The following is an 18,990-nucleotide window of genomic DNA, read 5'->3' as shown; positions in this document are numbered from 1 at the left end:
AACAAAATGCCGGCAGTTTCCCTTTTTAAAGCATAAAAAAGGAACTCTCCAAAATATGGAAAGCTCCTAAAAAATCAATCATTATCGCAGCATGACCCCAGTTGCAAACGTTAAAAACACGTGGGTACCCAGTTTGACGGTTGGCTGAACAAGGGTGTCTTTTAGTGGGTCAAGGCAGACAATGTCCATCGCGCCGACTTTTGAGTGCTTTGCCGCAGCCATAACCCCTTCGAGCAGCTCGGCTGTTGTCATGCCTCCTGGTGTTGAGGCTGGAACCCCTGGGGCGTAGGCGATGTCGAGGACATCCATGTCGACCGTTAAATAAATGGTATCCACCCTTGTGGCCAAATTCCCAAGACAATCTTCAACGGTTTCCTTAATGCCTTTTTTTCTCGCTTTTCCCAGCGTAATATAATGAACACCCTGTTCTTCAGCGTATTGCTTTAAATCCATCGTATTAAAAAAACCGTGTAATCCGATGTTGTACATGTCCGACCCTTTAACCACCCCACTTTCAATTAAATTACGCATCGGTGTTCCGTTGGAGGGACCGTTATCCGAAAGATCGCGCAGGTCAAAATGGGTATCAAACTGGATGATCCCAATCCTTTCCTGAGCTCTCGCCTGCTGCAAGCCTTTTACCATCATCGCTGTAATCGAGTGGTCGCCGCCAATCGCGCAGATTTTAGAATTAGGGAAATGATCAAAAAGTACGGCGGATGCGGTGACAATATTCTCATGACAGCGGCGAATGTCGGTGACATGCATCGGAACATCCCCGGCATCAATGGCCGTCCTTTCTGCCAAATCGATATCCTCATCAAGATTATAAGTAGTAAAGCTTTTCCAAGCACGGCGGAAGGCATCAGGAAATTCTGATGCCCCCGAGGCGCTGATCGAGGAACGGGACAGCGGAACGCCAACGATCACAAAGTCGGCAGCCTTGCTCTTTTCCGGAGCCGATTCACTAGACAGCGGCTCAATCCATTCATGCACCTTTGTAACCGGGGCACCGTTCTCCGGCCGTGTCCAAGTGAAGCTTGCTGGAACCAATTTAGGATAAAGAAAACTCAGCAACCAAATGCCCCCCTCTGACAACCACTTGGCCATTTTTTACAACCGTATCGGTATGATTTACCCCATATAGATATTGCAATTTCATATAATTTTCAACGTTAAAAATCGTCACGTCAGCCTTTTTGCCGACCTCCAGGCTGCCAATTTCGTGACCGCGATTGATCGCATGAGCGGCATTGATGGTGGCTGCAGTGATGACCTCTGCGGGCGTCATCCCCATTTTTAAACAGCCGAGGTTCATGATAAACGGCAATGAAACAGTTGGAGAAGAGCCCGGGTTACAGTCAGTTGATAAGGCTACCGGTACGCCTAAATCGATCATCTTGCGACCATTGGCCGATTCTGCCATTAAAAAGTAAGCCGTCCCCGGTAGCAGCACTCCGACCACTCCTTTTTCCGCCATCGCCTTCATCCCTTGTTCAGAAGCCTTCAGAAGATGGTCCGCAGAAATCGCCCCTACTTCCGCAGCCAGTTCTGCCCCTTCATAAGGTTCAATTTCATCGGCATGGATTTTTGGGATCAACCCATGGCGCTTACCAGCTTCTAAAATGACGCGCGATTGCTCCGGAGTAAACACCCCTTTTTCGCAAAAAACATCATTAAACTCGGCAAGGCCAAGCTCTGCCACCTTAGGAATCATCTCCTCGACGAGCAGCTTGACAAATTCATCCGGCCGCCTTTTATAGTCTTCCGGAATCGCATGCGCCCCCATAAACGTCGGTACGACATCGATGACATGCTGTTCATTCAGCTGTTTCGCCACCTCCAGCTGCTTAAGCTCCGTTTCCCAATCCATACCATAACCGCTTTTGGCCTCCACCGTTGTGACCCCATGACGCAAAAATTGATTCAAGCGCTGATAGCTTTGGTGAAAAAGTTCCTCGCGAGCAGCAGCCTTTGTTGCTCTTGTCGTGGCATGAATCCCGCCACCAGCATTCATAATTTCCATGTAGGTTGCCCCCTGGAGCCGCATATTAAATTCATTTTCGCGGCTGCCGGCAAAAACAAGATGAGTATGCGGATCAACAAGTCCCGGAGTCACTAATTTACCGCTCGCGTCAATGACTTCAGCTTCAGCAAGACGCGGCTTATACTTTGCGGCCAGCTCTACATCTGTACCAACGGCCTGGATCGTTCTGTCTTCAATCCAAATACTGCCATTTTCTATCATTCCAAGTTCAGACATTTCAGCCCTCACGCGGGGAATATCGGAGCTTCCCTTTAAGGTGACAAGCTGCGCGGCATTTCTTATAAATACAGCTTTACTCACTTCCAACATCCTCTCATTAGATTGGCAAATTTTAAAAAAATCCCTAAATCCATTAGTCTTGCTTCAACATTGGCATGTGAATTCCTTTTTCCTTGGCTGTTTTAATCGCAAGCTCATAACCGGCATCGGCATGGCGGACCACTCCCATTCCAGGGTCTGTTGTAAGCACGCGCTCAAGGCGCACTTCCGCATCCTTCGTTCCGTCCGCCACAATGACCATACCAGCGTGCTGCGAATACCCCATACCGACACCGCCGCCATGGTGTACCGAAACCCAGCTGGCGCCGCCGACGGCATTGATCAAGGCATTTAAAATCGGCCAGTCAGAAACCGCATCACTGCCATCTTTCATTGCCTCTGTTTCCCTGTTTGGGGAAGCCACGGAGCCGGCATCCAAGTGATCGCGGCCGATCACAATTGGAGCAGATACTTCTCCAGAAGCCACCATATCATTGATTAATTTACCGAAACGGGCCCGGTCCCCATAGCCTAACCAGCAAATCCGGGCCGGAAGTCCTTGAAAAGCAATTTTTTCCTGAGCCATTCTAATCCATTTGCACAGGTGCTCATCGTCTTTAAATTCACGCAATAAAGCTTCGTCAATTTTACGGATATCCTCCGGATCACCGGATAATGCCGCCCAGCGGAACGGGCCTTTTCCTTCACAAAATAGCGGTCGAATATAGGCCGGGACAAAGCCAGGGAAATCAAAGGCATTTTCAACGCCTTCATCCTTCGCTACTTGGCGGATGTTGTTGCCATAATCGAAGGTAACCGCGCCTTTTTGCTGCATTTCAAGCATGGCCTTCACATGCGTGGCCATGCTTTGTTTGGCAAGCCTAATATATTTTTCCGGGTCAGCCTTGCGCAGTTCCGCTGCTTGGTCGAGGCTGAATCCAACCGGTATATAGCCATTTAACGGATCGTGGGCCGATGTTTGGTCCGTAAGTACATCCGGAATAAAGCCCTGTTCAATCATCTGCGGCAATATTTCTGCTGCGTTTCCTAGCAAACCGATCGATAATGCCTTGCCAGCAGTCTTTGCCTCCTGTGCCATTTTCAATGCTTCATCCAAACTCTTCGTTTTCACATCGAGATATCTCGTTTCGATTCGGCGGTCGATTCTCCATTCATCAACCTCAACAGCAATACAAACTCCGTCGTTCATCGTGACTGCAAGCGGCTGTGCCCCGCCCATACCGCCAAGGCCGGCAGTTACTGTAATGGTATGTTTTAATGAACCGCCGTATTCCTGACGGGCAAGCTCGGCAAAAGTCTCATAGGTTCCTTGTACAATCCCTTGGCTGCCGATATAGATCCAGCTACCTGCAGTCATTTGGCCATACATAATCAGCCCTTTTCGGTCAAGCTCATGAAAATGCTCCCAATTTGCCCAGGCCGGTACCAAGTTGGAATTGGCCAGCAACACCCTTGGTGCATCTTTATGGGATTTCCAAACTGCTACCGGCTTACCGGATTGAATTAGCAGTGTCTCATCATCCTCCAAATGTAAAAGCGTTTTCACGATTGCATCAAAAGCTGCCCAGTTGCGGGCTGCCTTCCCGATTCCGCCGTACACAACGAGATCCTCCGGTCTTTCAGCAACCTCCGGGTCCAGGTTGTTCAAAAGCATCCTTAAAGCTGCTTCTTGAAGCCAGCCTTTTGCGTGTAATTCAGTCCCTTTAAAATTTTTAATCGTCCTTGGTTGTGAAGTTTTGGTCTCCATTTTTTCCACTCCTTTTCAGATTTAACTTACCTTTATTATAGAGTTCTAATTTTCTGAAAAATATGGATAAAAAAACAGAAAATAAATACTTTTTTTATATTAAGAAGGATATTTTTGCTAGATTCTTTTCATAAAATAGCAATTTCTTTAGAAAACTTTGATTCTTTTAGAAAAAAATAAAACTCCGTTTACACGGAGTGAATTTCTTTCCTCATCCTATCCACTTTTTTATTGCGAAACTCTCGTGGCGACATCCCGACAGTTTCCTTAAATATTCTGCTAAAATAATTCGCATTTTGATAACCTGTCAGCAAGGAGATTTCTTTAATTGGCTTACTTGACTCCAGTAACAGCCGTTTGGCTTCCTTCATGCGGATTCCGGTCAGCAGATCTGAAAAGCTCGAACCAGTTTTTGTCAGCAAAAGATGGCTAAAGTAAGAAGGATTACGGTCGACGTAATGGGCCACATCCTCCAGTCTGAGCTGGCTATTGGAAAAATTAGCCTCGATATAAGCGATTCCCCGTTCCACTGGATCTTGTTGATAATGGCGAATACTGGATTCAGCCCCATGGAAGATTTTTTGGATAAATAAAATCAGATTTTGCACCGTACGATACAGCACAGCATCATATAAAATCGAATTGAAAATATAACGGTACTCCCGCTCATAATCAGGGGCTTCATCGAGGTGATAGGTCTTCATAAATCTTCTCACCTGCGCGAGAATACTTGTTAATCTGATTCTGACCAGTCCGGGATCCGGATAAGGTTCTTTTAAATAAAGGAATTCATCATAAAGCCAATTTTTCACCTTTTCCAAGGCAAAGTTTGTCAGCATGTCTACCCATTCCCGCTGTTCCGGCGGGGTTAAAAAAGGATCGATATGAACCCACCCGTTTATCGAGTCCGACTCCATCACTTGGCGGTAGCCCTTATAATAGGTCAGTTCAAGCATTTTTCTCGTTTGCAAATATTTTTGATGCAATGAAAGGGTTGCGGACCGTTCCGTGTAAAGGACGATGGCAAGTGGTTCCGAAAATTCTTCCTCCCAACGTCTCATTACCTTTTGGCACTGCTCCTTCGCAGTTGCACAATGTTCCGTAAATAGGAGTATAACCATATCACTCAAAGGAAAGACACCGTGGAGGTCTTTAAAGGGAAATTCAGATAAAAATACTTGTAAAGTGGGCAAAGTTTCGCTGCCTTCCGTTTGAAAAGCGGCAATTTGGTAATCCTCCGCAGCTGCAGACTGCTCCATAAATAAAGCTTCATAGGAAACGTCTTTATAAGAAATGACACTGTTTATACCTGATGAGCTGATTTTTTTCTGCAGCTCCCGTGCGGCTTTCTGGTAAGCGGATTTCAGCTTCGCAGTGGAAAATGGTTTTATCATCAGGTCCAATGCCTGCAGATCAATGGCCAGACGCGCTTTTTCAAAGGTCGCTTCGGCGCTCGTCAACAACAAAACCGGAGTGAAAATTTGCATCAAATCACGGAAGGAAGACCATTCATCTTTACTCACCATATCAAGCTCCAACAGCACCACATCCGGAGATTCCCGTTCAAACAACACAACAAACTCCTGATAATCCCCCGCCAAAAAAATATTCGCCACCGAAATCGAAGACGACTTCAACAGCCACTTCAACCCCTCCCGCTCATTCAAATCCCGATCCGCAATCAACCACTTACCATCCATCCCAACTTCCCTCTTCCTTTTCTTATCTAAATTTCTAAATTTACTTTACCATAGATTTTGGTGCCTGACACCATCCGTGGACATTTGTCTTTCTGGGGTGGACATTTTCCCTTTTAATACCATTTTAATATAGCTTGTTCCATCTAATGGCAGACAGAATGTTTTTTCGTCAGTTGTATACGCTAAGGAAAATGGTAAAGGAGGGAGTTAACATGCGGAAGGTAATCTTTCTGCTGATGTTTCTATTTGTTTTTTCAGTGAATCAGCCATTTTTTGCGGGCAGTCATGAATCTAAGCTCCAGATTAGAGGGATTTATGTTCAAGCAGCCAATACGCAAGGGCAAAAGTTCAATCAGCTACTTCATCTGGTAAAGCAATCGGATTTAAATGCAATGGTTATTGATATTAAAAACGATCATGGCACACTCACCTTTCAACCGGACAAAAGTTCGCCCTACTATCGAATTAGCCGGCCCTACATAAAAAATCCGACAAAGCTAATCGAGACCCTGAACCAGCACAATATCTATCCAATAGCGAGAGTTGTTGTCTTTAAAGATAATGTCTTGGCAAAGTCCCATCCGGAGTGGTCTTTTAAAACAGCTAATGGAACGATCTGGAGAAATGGACGAGGCGATGCTTTTACCAATCCCTTTGTGAAGCAGGTTTGGGATTATAATATCGGTATTGCCAAAGAAGCCGCCAAAATAGGCTTTAAGGAAATCCAGTTCGATTATGTCCGATTTCCGGAAAAATTTGAAACATTTGAAGCATCCCTAACCTATTCGAGGCAATCCAAAGATCAAAGCCGTGTATCAGCAGTTAGCAAATTTGTAAAAACAGCCCATGAAAAGCTAAAGCCTTACGGTGTCAAAATGTCGGTTGATGTATTTGGTAATGCCACCGTCATTCCAGAAGCCCCGGGGATTGGGCAAAATTTTTCGCAAATAGCACAGCATGTGGACGTCATTTCAGCGATGATTTATCCTAGTCACTGGGGCAGCATTTTTGGGATGAAAAAGCCTGACTTGGAGCCTTACCGCCTTGTGTCAGAATATGCCAAGGTTGAAAAAGCGAGGCTAACCAAATTAGCTGACCCTCCGATATCCAGGCCGTGGCTCCAGGATTTCACCGCAACCTGGCTTGGCAAGGGGAATTACAAGGTATATGGAAAAAACGAAATTGAGGAACAAATCCGCGCCTTACATTCACAGGGAATTCATGAATTTTTATTATGGAACGCTAAAAACAACTATACCCCGAATGTCCAGTACGTAAAATAAAGTGGACCAACAGGCAATGGTGTCAGGCACCAATATCTAAGCAGCAAAAGTGTAAGCTGTCCATCTCATGTGGACACTTCACGATAATGTCCGGCATCAGCTCCTGGGAGGAACTCCTGGTCATTAGTCAATCCGTGCCAAAAGATTATAGGCAGGATTGACACTGGTCTCGACCACTAAGAAAAGAACCAACAATCCATCTCTACCGGAACAGGTTCCGCTTGTTCCGGTGTTCACCCATGTTTCGTGGTGCCTGACTCCAATATGATTTCCTTTTCGATGTGGCTGGCACGAATGCCAAATTTAGGTTTTAGCTGGGCAGTGTCGATTGGTTCACCCAGCAGGATTTTGATGGCAAGGTATGGAAAATTAATACCGGAAAGGCAGCTAATGTGCATGCCACCGCTCATACGCGGGTTGATTTCCAGTAGTTTAGGTACACCGTTACTGTATTTCACCTGAATATTGAACACGTAGGGGATTCGATAGATACGATGAAAGTCGTAAGCAAGCTGAATCAGCTCCCGATGGTCCACTAACTCTCGCACCCTGCCCTCCCCTTTCATTCTCGGAATGGCTGCAATTAAGTTGTTGCGGGAGGCAACACAATCAATACTATATTCCCGGCCTTCCAAATACTCCAACACCATTAAATCTGGGAAACTCTTCTGTTGCCCTAATATTTCGCACGCATACTTGAAAGGAATTCGGAAACTTGTACCATGACGAAACAGCTGCTCGATGGAATCTACATCATCCTGAATGACGCGAAAGCCGTTTGCCCCTTCACCAATCACCGGTTTAAAACAAATCTTATGCCCTCGTTCTCTTAACATCTGATAGGCTTTTTGAAAATCAGCGACGTTATTGACCACTTCGAAATCAGGTATTGAGAAAACAGGACCTTGCTCATTCTGCAATAGTTCCTGATAGGTGAGCGCTTTATTATCCATCATTTGCATCAGCTCAGCATCAGGGCAAACCAGTACCTTCACCCCGATAGCTGCAAAATCAGCTAATCGTTTAGAAATCAGGACATTTTCCTTGCGCGGAATCATGATCTCAATTCCATGAGTTTTACATACCTCCAGACAAAAGTCTACATATGCCTCGCCGTTAAGCTCAGGTTCTACAAAGGCAACATCACAATATTGTAAATACAACGCATTCTGATTTGGATGACTGCCATAAATCATAAATTTTCGTTGATCCTCATTGTTCCGAATCATTTCAATATAGTGCAAAACAGTCGTAAACCATTGATTAAACCATATCTTCATAAAAATGCCTCTTTCATGTAGTAATCACCAATATTTGCTAGTATATTCCAACTGTTAAAATATTATATAGCAAAAATAAGTAAAATTAATTTAACATAATATTTATTATGTTAACTATTTTTTAAAAACAAAAAAAATCGCCTCTGCTTCTGCAGAAACGGCTTAAAACGGAAATTAGACTCGGCTCTATACCAAAACCCTTCTGGAATTCAGTTTTATGATAAATTCCATAATTGCGGAAACATCTAGATTTGACCGATCCGTGACGACACCATCCACTTTTTTAACAACCTGTCTTTCGAAGAAATTCATTTTAGAAACAAGGAATTCTCCGCCAAATAGACCAAGTGCCACGGCATTCTTCCGTAATTCCTGCGGATAGGCGTTATTAAATTGTTCAATTGCCAATTCACCCTCACGCATACAACACAAAAATAAAGCTATCTCTTTTTCTAAAAGATTATCATGATACTTATGAATAAACTGTTTGATCTTCCGCTGAATTTCACCGGCGTGGATGGAGCCTCCGATAATTACGGTATCAAAATCTTTCAAGTCAAAAAAGATTTTATCCCGTTTTAAATCAACCGATAATACCTCTCCTTCCAAGTTTTCGCTTATTAAACTAACAGCTTTTTCAGTTGTTCCATGAGATGAGCAATATACAATTAAGGTTTTCATCATCCTGCCCTCCTAATGATTGAATAGGTATAGCAAAGAATGTCTTCCTTCGATATCATTATATCGCGAAATCAATCCGATTCTTCAAGCAAGGATTGGCAAGATTATGACAATTCATCCACGCTTGTTTGTTATCCTAAAAAATTTCATGACAGTTTTTATTATTCTCTTTTTCAAAACAATCGGAAAATTATTTATTACCTTATTCCAATTTTTGCTTCATATAGTACAATAAAATAAACTGGACACCATTTTTCGGAGGTTTACATGAAGCGCCTTACCGAGCATCTGATTATCATTTCATTTGATTGTCTTTCAGCTTTAGATCTTCCTATTTTAAAAGACTTACCGCACTTCCAAGAGTTTCTCTCCAACGGGGCCCTTGTTGAACAAGTTGAAACGGTTTACCCATCGGTAACGTATGCATGCCACTCCACAATTGTCACCGGTAATTATCCGAAACGGCACGGAGTGGTGAGCAATACATTATTACAGCCGGGCTGGAGCTCACCGGACTGGAATTGGTACCGGGATTGTATCCGCGGAACAACGCTTTATGATGAAGCTAAAAAAGCCGGGATGACCACTGCCGCGCTTTTGTGGCCAGTTACTGCCAAAGCAAATATTGATTTCAACATGCCGGAAATTTTCGCCAACCGGCCGTGGCAAAATCAAATTATCGTCTCTCTCATGAATGGTACTCCCCGTTTTCAATGGGAATTGAATCAGCTTTATGGATCGATTCGCAAAGGTTTGCAGCAGCCGCACTTGGATGACTTCGTTCTGGCTTCAACAGTTCATACAATCAAAACAAGAAGACCGAATTTATTAATGGTTCATTTTACCGACCTTGATACACAGCGCCATGATCATGGATTTTCCTCCAATGAAGCGCTTGCCGCACTTCAACGCCATGATACCCGGCTTGGCCAAATGATTGAGGCGTTAAAGGAGAGCGGAATTTACGAAGACTCGACGGTGATTCTATTAGGTGACCATAGTGCGCTTGATGAGCATACAGCTATTAGGCCGAATGTTCTCCTCCGCCAGCAAAACTTGGTCAACACAGGCACAAACGGAAAAGTGAAAAATTGGAAGGCCTTCTGTAAAAGCTGTGACGGCAGCGCATATATTTATCTTAAAGACCAGGCTGATACGGGAACTCTATCTAAAGTCAAACAGCTGCTTGATTCCTTGCTTGATAACCCGGACTCTGGAATTGAAAGCATTTTAACTGGCGCCCAGGCAGCTGCAAAAGGTGCAGATGGCACCTGTGCTTTTATGTTAGAAGCACGAAGCGGCTATTACTTTTTGGAGGACCTTGAGGGTGAATACAGCAAAACGATAACGGCAAAGGACGTGAAAGCAGATCATAAATATACGTTGGCTACTCACGGCTATTCACCGGAAAAAGAAAACTATCGAACTATCTTTATGGCGGCAGGTAAAGGAATTAATCCCATTACCATCCCCTTTTGCCGGCTCGTGGATGAAGGACCGACATTTGCGAGACTTCTGGGAGTCAGCTTGGGTGAAACCGATGGACGTGTGGTGGAGGAATTATTAACTTATTAAGCTACCAGTTTGAACAATGACGGATTTTTACAAACAGCAGCCGGATGCGATCCGACAGGTAAACCAACCTATCCAACAGTTACGCCAGCTTATCTGACAGTAACCAATCAAAAGCAAAAAAGATAAAAAGGGGGAATCAAGTTGAGCCGGATGACGAAGCAAGAAAATAGCTGGGTTTTTTATGATTGGGCCAACTCTGCCTACTCAATCCTGATTACCACAGCCGTATTTCCATTGTATTTCAAAGCAGCCGCAACCGAAGCCGGGCTTGCAGCTACAACCTCAACCGCCTATTGGGGCTATGCCAATTCATTTGCCACCTTGCTCATCTCCATTTGTGCACCGGTTTTAGGAAGCATTGCTGATTTTAAAGGCTTTAAGAAGCGGTTTTTCACGTTTTTCTTTGCCTTGGGGGTTATTTTTACGCTTATGCTGGCTGTCGTCCCCAGCAATCAGTGGCTGATTCTGTTAATATGCTATATGCTTACCGTCATCGGCTTTGGCGGAACGAATATTTTTTATGATGCTTTTCTTGTCGACGTGACGACGGAGGAACGAATGAACCGGATCTCCTCAAACGGTTTCGCCATGGGGTACATCGGCAGCACCATCCCCTTTATTTTAGGAATTGCGCTGATCATTTTAGCGCAGCAGCAAATCCTGCCAATTTCCGTTTCCATTGCCAGCCAGCTGGCATTTGCGATTACAGCCTTATGGTGGGGCTTATTCACGATTCCAATGTTAAAAAATGTAAACCAAATCTATTACAAAGAACGAGTCCCCCATCCGATTACCAATGGCTTTAAACAGCTGTTTGAAACGGTGAAAAAAATCAAGCTGTACCGCTCATTATTTCTTTTCTTACTGGCCTATTTCTTTTACATCGACGGTGTCAATACGATCATCACGATGTCAACGGCATATGGATCCGATCTAGGGATTGACTCCACCAGCCTATTAATCATCCTGTTTGTCACCCAGGTAGTTGCGGCTCCATTTGCTTTTCTGTACGGCAGGCTGGCCGATAAATTTCAAGCCAAAAGAATGCTCTTGGTCGGTATTTTTATCTATATCGCCATTTGTATGTATGCCTATTTCTTGAAGACGGTGCTGGATTTCTGGATTCTGGCAATGCTTGTCGCCTCCTCCCAAGGGGGTATCCAGGCTTTGAGCCGCTCCTATTTTGCCAAACTGGTACCGAAAGAAAATGCTAACGAATTTTTCGGCTTTTATAGTATTTTTTATAAATTTGCCGCGATATTGGGGCCCTTCTTAGTCGGTTTTATGGCACAAATGACCGGTAATACAAACAGCGGCGTCTTCAGCCTAATCGTCTTATTCCTCATTGGCGCAGTGATATTAATACGAGTGCCGAAAGCGACAGATATCCCCCAATCAAGTTCAATTTCTCGATAAAAAACTCACCCAACCGGTGAGTTTTTTTCATTAATTTTTGGATAATAACATGATCTTCCGCTCCCCAGCTCGCACACCAATAAGGCGAAATCTTAAATTATTTTAAGCAATAGGGAGATATTTTTCCGTTTTTCCTAATTTTCCTCCTTTATCCCTTAAAAATCCTGTTTTTTCGACTTTGTTCGTATAAACACAAAGTGTTAAGATTCCTCTATATGTTAATGGAAACTGTTAAATGACAAAAGCGGAGGGATTCCTATCAATCAGTTAAAGCTGCATTACACGAACGATATGGAAAAAGCGATGTTAAGCTCCCACGGAGTCACTTTTGCTGATTATAGCAGAAAGCTAGACGTCAGAATGAAAGTAGAAAGACGTCGGGAACAGGAATATTTGGACAGCCAACGCATCGTTACCACTATCGAGAAAAAGCTTCACTATTAATGTCTGTAAAAAAAGCTGGTCCATTTTGTGGATGAGCTTTTTTCATCCTGCTTTGTATAAAATCAGTTCCTTTTGGGAATAGCTGATTAGCAAAAAATCACTTTTTTTCGGAACATTTTATTCGCAATCCCTGCGCTAAATCCGCTATAATATCTTCATATATTATTTGAAAGGTGTTGGTTTAATATGGCGAACCAAGCTGAGTCTAAGAAAAATCTCACTGTTAATTCCACCATTTCGTTAAAGGGAATCGTAAAAGCCATTTTTAACGATACCGTTCATGTCCAAATTGGTGGAAAGATTATTACGATTCCAACATCTGAATTCTTAGTGGAAAAACCAGTTCAATAAAAAGCTTTATAGCATATGGATGGCCCATCACAACATATATGATGGGCCTTAATTTTTTTAGCTCTCTTTTTTGGGCATGATACTCTCCAACAAAGGAATATTCCAGTTCCCATTTTGGATATCAATGAGCAACTGCGAAGTTTCCGTTTCGTCGGCCTGTCTAATTTCGGTAATTTCATTGTGGAGACGTTCCATTTTTTTGTCCAGCTGCGATGCGATGACGGCTGCCTCTTTTAACTCTTCAATCATATGACCAGGCACTGCTTTATTATATTTATAATAGATTTTATGCTCCAAACTGGCCCAAAAGTCCATCGCAATTGTGCGGATTTGCACCTCCACGTATGTTAACTCTTCCCGGTCGGACATAAAAATGGGGATTTGCAAAATAAGGTGCAGGCTTTGATAACCGTTCGGCTTCGGATGTTTAATATAATCTTTAAATTCAACCACCTTGATATCCTTTTGCTTCGAAATCATTTCCGCTATTTTGTAAGTATCGGAAAGAAACGAACAAGTGATCCGGATGCCGGCAATATCCCTTATATTTTCTTTAATCGAGGCCAAGGTAAATTCATAACCTTTCCGGGATATCTTTTTCAAGATGCTTTCAGGTGATTTTAAGCGTGATTTCACATGTTCAATCGGATTGTAATCATGAATATAATTAAATTCTTCGGAAAGAATATTGATCTTCGTATCCATTTCATCGATGGCAAATTGATAGGCCATCATAAACCGGGTCAGTTCAACCCTTAATTCTTTCAATTCTTTTAAATCTAAAACCTGTTCAATATTCACAGATAGACGTCCTTTCGTAATGTACTATTTCAATTCGTCTGGAAAATTGTCTAGAATGTGAGGTGGAAAAATCATACGGCAAATTACCTTGGCCATCTCCCGGTAGTTTACCTTTTCTCCCGTTTGTTCCGCTTTTTTATGACTGTTCTCAAACAGCATCATAATCGACCAAGCAACAGTATCCAAATCCAAATCCCTCCAAGTTAAGTTTTTTTCATGGATTTGTTTTAAACTGGAAAGAATTTTAGCATGTATTCTCTTTCTTGCTGCTTGAATCACTTCCGCCAGGTCCAGGTCTTTTGAGAGGATTTCTGGTAATACACGGTGAAGCCCGGAATGATTCAACCGAAGCACATGAGCCTCCAAAAGCGAAGCCAATAGTGACACAGGGTCATGGCAAAACCAATGGGGTTCGGGTGCAAGAAATTGATCAATTTTATCTTCCAAAAGCGCCATTAAAAGCTGCCGCTTATCTGAAAAATATCGATAAAAGGTCCCTGTAGCCACTCCTGCATGGGCGGCAATTTCCTTGGCGGTTGTGTGCTCATACCCTTTTGTCGTGAATAGGATCCTGCCGCTTTCAAGCAAGGCCTTTCTCTTTTGCTGGGCCCGTTCCTGCCTAGGAATAAACGGAAACTCACCGACTAATTGATCTTCTCGATCTGACATATTACCACCTCAAAGATATCATAGCATAAAACGATAACCTGAACTATAGTTCAACTTCATTATTGACAAGATGTTCATAAAATGCAATACTTGAACTACGGTTCATGTTATGAAAATCCCTTTTGAACACCCCTTTTAAATACAAGAACCCATAACATGACCGATTTTTTATTTTTTTCGTAAAATCATAAGGCCTTTGAAGGATATCAACCAGTTTTTGCGAATACAATAGGGTAACTCCCGCTCGTATATTGACTAATTTGAAAGGTGTTGATTTTTATGGCCAACCAATCTGAAGAAAAAAAGATTTCAGTTAATTCGACGATTTCCTTAAAGGGAATTGTAAAAGCCATTTTTAACGATACCGTTCATGTTCAAATCGGGGGAAAAGTGATTCCAATCCCGGCCTCGGAATTTGCCATTGATAAAAATTAACATAAAAACGATGTCTGAGAAAGGACATCGTTTTTTACGCTATTTTTGAAAAAGGTAAGGTAAATATTTCCACAAATCAAATAGAAAGCCAGGCACCATTTTTCCCCTAGTGCCTGCCTCTCTGATAAATATTCCCTACCCTTTTACTGACCCCGCCAACAGCCCTCTGACAAAATATTTGCCTAGGAAAATATAGACTAACAGAGTGGGCAAGGCGGCAATGAGCGCGCCGGCCATTTGGACGTTCCACTGAACGATTTGGCTTCCAGACAGATTTTGCAGAGCCACCATTACTGGCTGCTGGTCCGAGGTGGTAATCGTTACCGCAAATAAAAATTCATTCCAAATATTTGTAAACTGCCAGATAGCCACCACAACAAACCCGGTAACCGATAAAGGGATCATAATATAGTAAAAGATTCTCAAGAACCCGGCCCCATCCATTTGTGCCGATTCAATCATCGACTCCGGAATGCTGGCATAGAAGTTCCGAAACATCAATGTGGTAATCGGCAAGCCATAGACAACATGGACGAGAATAAGGCCGGGGATCGAATTATAGAGACCAATTTCCCGTAAAAATTGAATCAACGGAATGAGAATGCTTTGGTACGGAATAAACATGCCAAACAGAATCGCTGTAAAAATCACTTCTGATCCTTTAAATCTCCATTTCGAGAGGACATATCCGTTCAGTGCCCCCAGTAATGCGGAAATCAAGGTTGCCGGAACAACAAGGTAAATCGAATTCAAGAAATTAGGAGCCAGCTTTGTAAATGCCTTGACATAGCTGCTAAAATCGATTTGAGTCGGCAGCTTCCACATGTCAGCCAAGGTAACCTGATCGAGCGGCTTTAAACTTGTAATAAACATGACATAGATCGGCATTAAATAAAATAAACTCAATCCTATCAGTACAAGGTAAAGTATGGGTTTCACTAGCGATTTTGCAGCCATTATTTTTCACCTCTTCTACTGATGATCAGATACGGGATGATAAAAATGGCCACCGACAGTAGCATGATAATGGCAATCGCGGCACCATTTGCATAATAATTGCCACGGAATGTCGTTTCGAACATGTAAACGCCGGGAACATCGGTAACAAAATTGGCACCAGGGCCCGTCATCGCATAAATCAAGTCAAATATTTTCAAAGAAATGTGGGCCATAATGATGACAACACTGACTGTGATAGGGGCCAGCATTGGGATGACTACTTTTCGGTATACTTGAAATTCGCTGGCACCGTCAATTCTGGCAGCTTCCTTCAATTCCTCCGGGATTCCCCGTAACCCCGCCAAATACATTGCGACGGAAAAACCGGTCATTTGCCATACGGCTGCAATGATAACCGCAAGTAACGCAACGGGAATACCAAATTCTATTTTTCCAAGATGAAATCCGCCAATTATCGTAATATCTGTGTACCACTTGGAGTCGAGGCCAAATTTTTTCAAAAACAGGTTCACTCCTGTTGAAGGATTCAACAGCCATTGCCAGGCAACTCCCGTTACGACAAATGAGATGGCCATTGGAAAAAAGAAAATATTGCGGAACAATGATTCCCCGCGAAGTTTTTGATCAAGGAGTATGGCCAGGAAAAGACCGACGATTAAAACAAAACCAATAAACAGCACCGTAAACACGATGGTATTTCGGATGTCGGCCTGAAAACGGTAATCCTGGAAAAGAAATAGATAGTTTTTTAGACCGGCGAACGAAAAATCCGGTACGAGCGAATTCCACTTACTTAGCGAAACATAACCTGTCCAGCCGATAAATCCATAAATAAAAATCGCAGCTAAAATAATGGACGGAGTCAGAAATGCTATAGCCAGTAATCGATCGCCGTTTAATTTTTTTTTCTTTTTTGGTAGATTCACGGATACTTGAGTACCACTTTGTTTGGAAACTTTTACAGGCTCCATTGTGTTAACCCCCATCACTGAAGTCCTTTGATGAGAAAAAGAGGAAGAGATTGTCTCATCCTCTTTTCCTCCAAGATTACTTCAATTCTTCAGCTGCTTGAGCTAATGAATCGGTTAATTGTTTTACATCTTTCTGGGAAACAAAGATGTTAACTGCTTGGTTTGCCTTTGTTAGGAACCCTTCTGGAGCGGCAGAACCGTGAGCCAAACTTGGTGAGAGCTCTGCAGTTTTGAAATCTTCAATTGTATCCTTTCCATATTGATCATATTTGGATACATCTGCATCAACACGGGCCGGAATCGAACCTTTTAACGGGTTGAAGGCATCCTGTCCTTCAACAGAACCAAGCACTGAAAGGAATTGCTTCGTTTCTTCGACATTCTTGATTCCTTTTGGCAGTCCAAATGTATCGGTAATAACCATAAACTTGCCAGCCGTTCCTGGTGTCGTAATATAGCCGAAGTCTTTATTGACCGCTAATTTTAAGTCGTTGACGAAGTAGCCTTTTGCCCAGTCACCCATAATGTTCATCGCTGCCTCACCTTTTGCTACCAGCTGCGAGGCGTCCTGCCAGTTGCGTGATGCATGGTCGTCATTAATATAGGACAGCATTTTTTTGAAGGTCTCCGTTGCTTTGACAACTTTTTCATCCTTGAAAGATTGATCTCCGGTCCAAAGCTTGCCATAAGCTTCTGTTCCCAGTTCAGCTAAAAGAATGTTTTCATAAATTTGCACAGCAGTCCAAGGCTCTTTGTCACCTAAAGCCAGCGGAGTAATCCCTTTGGCTTTTAATTTGTCTGCCACAGCAAAAAATTCTTCAAAAGTAGTTGGGGCTTTCAAACCATTTTCATCAAAAACGTGCTTGTTATACCATAAAACATTACCGCGATGGATGTTTACCGGAACGGAATAAATGTTCCCATCCTTACTAACCATTTCAATCAGCGATTTTGGGAATTTGTCATTCCATCCTTCTTTTTCATAAAGGTCATTCAGCGGCTCCATTTTACCGGCTGCCACCCAGCCTTCATTCAGCTCTGCGCCACCGTGTACCTGGAATGTCGAAGGAGGGTCATTTCCCTGCATACGGCTTGCTAAAACGGCTTTTGCATTCGTACCAGCACCGCCGGCAACTGCAGCATTTTCGATCTGAATATCAGGGTGTTTATCCTGAAATAACGCGATTAAAGCTTTTAAGCCATCTTCCTCTCCAGCACCAGTCCACCAGCTGAAGATTTCCACCTTTTTCTCTGACTTTTTCGAGTCAGTGCCAGACTTTTCTTTTTCGCCGCCGCTTGATTCTTTGGAATTACAAGCAGAAAGTGCGAACAGAAGAACCAGGACCAACCCAAATACAAAGCCTTTTTTCCTCAACGTCAATTCCCCCTTTTTTGTAAGCGCTGCCAACTACATTTTAACTTTAGCATAGAAAATATCCGCCGAAAGGGAGAATTAGCTTCACTTTTTTGTTATTTCCTTCATTTTTTTGTTGTTGTATAAAGATTTCTATTTCAGTTAATATGTTTATGGCGATATTCTGTCGGAGTATCTCCGGTAATTTTTTTAAAAACACGACAAAAATAATTGGGGTCTTTATAACCAGCATCAAAGCAAATTTCCTTTAGACTTTTCTCCGGGGATTTCATTTCCTCCTTAGCATAGTTAATCCGTAATTCAGTTAAATAATCGATAAAGGTGACACCCATTCTTTCTTTAAAAATTTTACTGAAATAAAACGGAGTTAAATTAACGTATTCAGCTGTTTTTTCAAGCGTGATCGCTTCTTTGAAATTTTGCTCAATATAATCAACCGCTTTTTCCATCATGATTTTTATATGTGAGTAGTCACTCGAGCGGTTTCGGTCCAGCAATTCGCGATTCTTTTCCGGCCATTCCGAATTGATTAACGACAAAGCTTTCTGATATTTTTTCCTTAACCTCAACTGTTCCATTTGCTCTGCCCGCTCCTCTTGAACCTCGGCCTGGACACGCCGTAAAGCGGCTATCACGTCCTCTTTTCTGCTGGGCTTCAGAATATATTCCTTTACCCCTTGCTGCATCACTTCTTTGGCGTATTCAAAGGTATTGAACGCGGATACCATAATGAATTTTATCTTTTTATGCTTTTTGCGAATTTCCTTGACGGCCTGAACCCCGTCAATTCCAGGCATTTTGATATCCATCATCATCACATCAGGAGCTAATTGATCTGCCAGTTCCATCGCCACCCGGCCATTTCGGGCATCCCCGACAATTGAAATCTCGGGCATTTCTTCCAGGATCATTTTGGATAAACCTTTACGTTCTAATGCTTCATCATCGACAATGATGATTCGCACATCGGCACCTC

At 42.9% G+C, this 18,990-nt stretch carries 18 protein-coding genes; 6 read left to right on the top strand and 12 right to left on the bottom strand.

All coding sequences use genetic code 11. From position 1 onward, the window contains the following. Positions 1-81: 81 nt before the first annotated feature. From JK635_RS12230 to JK635_RS12215, 4 genes are all read right to left on the bottom strand, one after another. Positions 82-1,077, bottom strand: coding sequence for an agmatinase family protein (locus tag JK635_RS12230; protein ID WP_235888036.1), 996 nt, complete (start codon positions 1,075-1,077; stop codon positions 82-84). After that, positions 1,055-2,356 carry an imidazolonepropionase gene (hutI, locus tag JK635_RS12225; RefSeq protein ID WP_202654206.1) on the bottom strand — a complete coding sequence of 434 codons (1,302 nt, stop codon included), beginning with the start codon at positions 2,354-2,356 and terminating at the stop codon, positions 1,055-1,057. Before hutI ends, JK635_RS12230 begins: the two co-directional genes overlap by 23 nt. Positions 2,357-2,399: 43 nt before the next feature. Continuing rightward, positions 2,400-4,073: a urocanate hydratase gene (gene hutU / locus JK635_RS12220; RefSeq protein ID WP_202654205.1), complete on the bottom strand. Its 1,674-nt coding sequence runs from the start codon at positions 4,071-4,073 to the stop codon at positions 2,400-2,402. A 188-nt stretch (positions 4,074-4,261) separates the two neighbouring features. After that, a complete protein-coding gene (locus JK635_RS12215) occupies positions 4,262-5,773 on the bottom strand; it encodes a helix-turn-helix domain-containing protein (protein ID WP_202654204.1) in 1,512 nt (503 codons plus the stop codon). 212 nt (positions 5,774-5,985) lie between these two features. Here JK635_RS12215 and JK635_RS12210 point away from each other — a divergent pair, with 212 nt between their 5' ends. Then, positions 5,986-7,056 (top strand): putative glycoside hydrolase, encoded by a 1,071-nt coding sequence (locus JK635_RS12210; RefSeq protein WP_235888035.1) that lies wholly within the window; start codon positions 5,986-5,988, stop codon positions 7,054-7,056. 233 nt (positions 7,057-7,289) lie between these two features. Here JK635_RS12210 and JK635_RS12205 read toward each other — a convergent pair whose 3' ends face one another. After that, entirely contained in the window at positions 7,290-8,336 is a 1,047-nt protein-coding gene (locus JK635_RS12205; protein WP_202654202.1) for an ATP-grasp domain-containing protein, read from the bottom strand. A 186-nt stretch (positions 8,337-8,522) separates the two neighbouring features. Then, positions 8,523-9,020 carry a flavodoxin domain-containing protein gene (locus JK635_RS12200; RefSeq protein ID WP_235888034.1) on the bottom strand — a complete coding sequence of 166 codons (498 nt, stop codon included), beginning with the start codon at positions 9,018-9,020 and terminating at the stop codon, positions 8,523-8,525. Positions 9,021-9,284: 264 nt separating this feature from the next. Here JK635_RS12200 and JK635_RS12195 point away from each other — a divergent pair, with 264 nt between their 5' ends. The 4 genes from JK635_RS12195 (at position 9,285) to JK635_RS12185 (ending at position 12,803) form a co-directional block, all read left to right on the top strand. Continuing rightward, a complete protein-coding gene (locus JK635_RS12195) occupies positions 9,285-10,592 on the top strand; it encodes an alkaline phosphatase family protein (RefSeq protein WP_202654201.1) in 1,308 nt (435 codons plus the stop codon). 150 nt (positions 10,593-10,742) lie between these two features. Beyond that, positions 10,743-12,008: an MFS transporter gene (locus JK635_RS12190; protein ID WP_438803833.1), complete on the top strand. Its 1,266-nt coding sequence runs from the start codon at positions 10,743-10,745 to the stop codon at positions 12,006-12,008. A gap of 291 nt (positions 12,009-12,299) precedes the next feature. Further along, on the top strand, positions 12,300-12,452 hold the full coding sequence (locus JK635_RS28370) for a YuzK family famiily protein (RefSeq protein WP_498043863.1): 153 nt from the start codon (positions 12,300-12,302) through the stop codon (positions 12,450-12,452). A gap of 186 nt (positions 12,453-12,638) precedes the next feature. Next, on the top strand, positions 12,639-12,803 hold the full coding sequence (locus JK635_RS12185) for a hypothetical protein (RefSeq protein WP_202654199.1): 165 nt from the start codon (positions 12,639-12,641) through the stop codon (positions 12,801-12,803). Between the two features lie 57 nt (positions 12,804-12,860). Here the strand turns inward: JK635_RS12185 and JK635_RS12180 are convergent, their stop codons facing one another. Beyond that, complete coding sequence (locus tag JK635_RS12180) at positions 12,861-13,604, bottom strand: GTP pyrophosphokinase (RefSeq protein ID WP_374049130.1); 744 nt, start codon at positions 13,602-13,604, stop codon at positions 12,861-12,863. Between the two features lie 24 nt (positions 13,605-13,628). Then, entirely contained in the window at positions 13,629-14,273 is a 645-nt protein-coding gene (locus JK635_RS12175) for a TetR/AcrR family transcriptional regulator (RefSeq protein ID WP_202654198.1), read from the bottom strand. Between the two features lie 279 nt (positions 14,274-14,552). On the opposite strand from JK635_RS12175, the gene JK635_RS12170 reads away from it, so the two are divergent. Further along, positions 14,553-14,708, top strand: a complete 156-nt coding sequence (locus tag JK635_RS12170) for a hypothetical protein (protein WP_202654197.1) — start codon at positions 14,553-14,555, stop codon at positions 14,706-14,708. 135 nt (positions 14,709-14,843) lie between these two features. Here JK635_RS12170 and JK635_RS12165 read toward each other — a convergent pair whose 3' ends face one another. The 4 genes from JK635_RS12165 to JK635_RS25490 form a co-directional block, all read right to left on the bottom strand. Then, on the bottom strand, positions 14,844-15,665 hold the full coding sequence (locus JK635_RS12165) for a carbohydrate ABC transporter permease (protein WP_202654196.1): 822 nt from the start codon (positions 15,663-15,665) through the stop codon (positions 14,844-14,846). Then, the gene (locus tag JK635_RS12160) at positions 15,665-16,639 is read right to left on the bottom strand and encodes a carbohydrate ABC transporter permease (protein WP_202654195.1); all 975 of its coding nucleotides are present in this window, start codon (positions 16,637-16,639) and stop codon (positions 15,665-15,667) included. The genes JK635_RS12165 and JK635_RS12160 overlap by 1 nt, the downstream gene beginning before the upstream one ends. A gap of 76 nt (positions 16,640-16,715) precedes the next feature. Beyond that, entirely contained in the window at positions 16,716-18,014 is a 1,299-nt protein-coding gene (locus JK635_RS12155) for an ABC transporter substrate-binding protein (RefSeq protein WP_202654194.1), read from the bottom strand. Between the two features lie 137 nt (positions 18,015-18,151). Beyond that, the gene (locus JK635_RS25490; protein ID WP_202654193.1) at positions 18,152-18,979 is read right to left on the bottom strand and encodes a response regulator transcription factor; all 828 of its coding nucleotides are present in this window, start codon (positions 18,977-18,979) and stop codon (positions 18,152-18,154) included. Positions 18,980-18,990 lie beyond the last annotated feature (11 nt).

Source organism: Neobacillus paridis, from assembly GCF_016765675.1.
Lineage (GTDB): Bacteria > Bacillota > Bacilli > Bacillales > Cytobacillaceae > Neobacillus > Neobacillus paridis.
The sequence above is the reverse complement of the archived record's forward strand: the minus strand, read 5'-3'. Positions and strand labels throughout refer to the sequence as shown.

Coding starts and splice junctions, on each gene's coding strand:
- hutI (WP_202654206.1), bottom strand. CDS start 2,356: ATGTTGGAAGTGAGTAAAGCTGTATTTATAAGAAATGCCGCGCAGCTT.
- JK635_RS28370 (WP_498043863.1), top strand. CDS start 12,300: ATGGAAAAAGCGATGTTAAGCTCCCACGGAGTCACTTTTGCTGATTAT.
- JK635_RS12200 (WP_235888034.1), bottom strand. CDS start 9,020: ATGATGAAAACCTTAATTGTATATTGCTCATCTCATGGAACAACTGAA.
- JK635_RS12175 (WP_202654198.1), bottom strand. CDS start 14,273: ATGTCAGATCGAGAAGATCAATTAGTCGGTGAGTTTCCGTTTATTCCT.
- JK635_RS12160 (WP_202654195.1), bottom strand. CDS start 16,639: ATGGAGCCTGTAAAAGTTTCCAAACAAAGTGGTACTCAAGTATCCGTG.
- JK635_RS12165 (WP_202654196.1), bottom strand. CDS start 15,665: ATGGCTGCAAAATCGCTAGTGAAACCCATACTTTACCTTGTACTGATA.
- JK635_RS12205 (WP_202654202.1), bottom strand. CDS start 8,336: ATGAAGATATGGTTTAATCAATGGTTTACGACTGTTTTGCACTATATT.
- JK635_RS12170 (WP_202654197.1), top strand. CDS start 14,553: ATGGCCAACCAATCTGAAGAAAAAAAGATTTCAGTTAATTCGACGATT.
- JK635_RS12215 (WP_202654204.1), bottom strand. CDS start 5,773: ATGGATGGTAAGTGGTTGATTGCGGATCGGGATTTGAATGAGCGGGAG.
- JK635_RS12185 (WP_202654199.1), top strand. CDS start 12,639: ATGGCGAACCAAGCTGAGTCTAAGAAAAATCTCACTGTTAATTCCACC.
- JK635_RS12195 (WP_202654201.1), top strand. CDS start 9,285: ATGAAGCGCCTTACCGAGCATCTGATTATCATTTCATTTGATTGTCTT.
- hutU (WP_202654205.1), bottom strand. CDS start 4,073: ATGGAGACCAAAACTTCACAACCAAGGACGATTAAAAATTTTAAAGGG.
- JK635_RS12190 (WP_438803833.1), top strand. CDS start 10,743: ATGACGAAGCAAGAAAATAGCTGGGTTTTTTATGATTGGGCCAACTCT.
- JK635_RS12210 (WP_235888035.1), top strand. CDS start 5,986: ATGCGGAAGGTAATCTTTCTGCTGATGTTTCTATTTGTTTTTTCAGTG.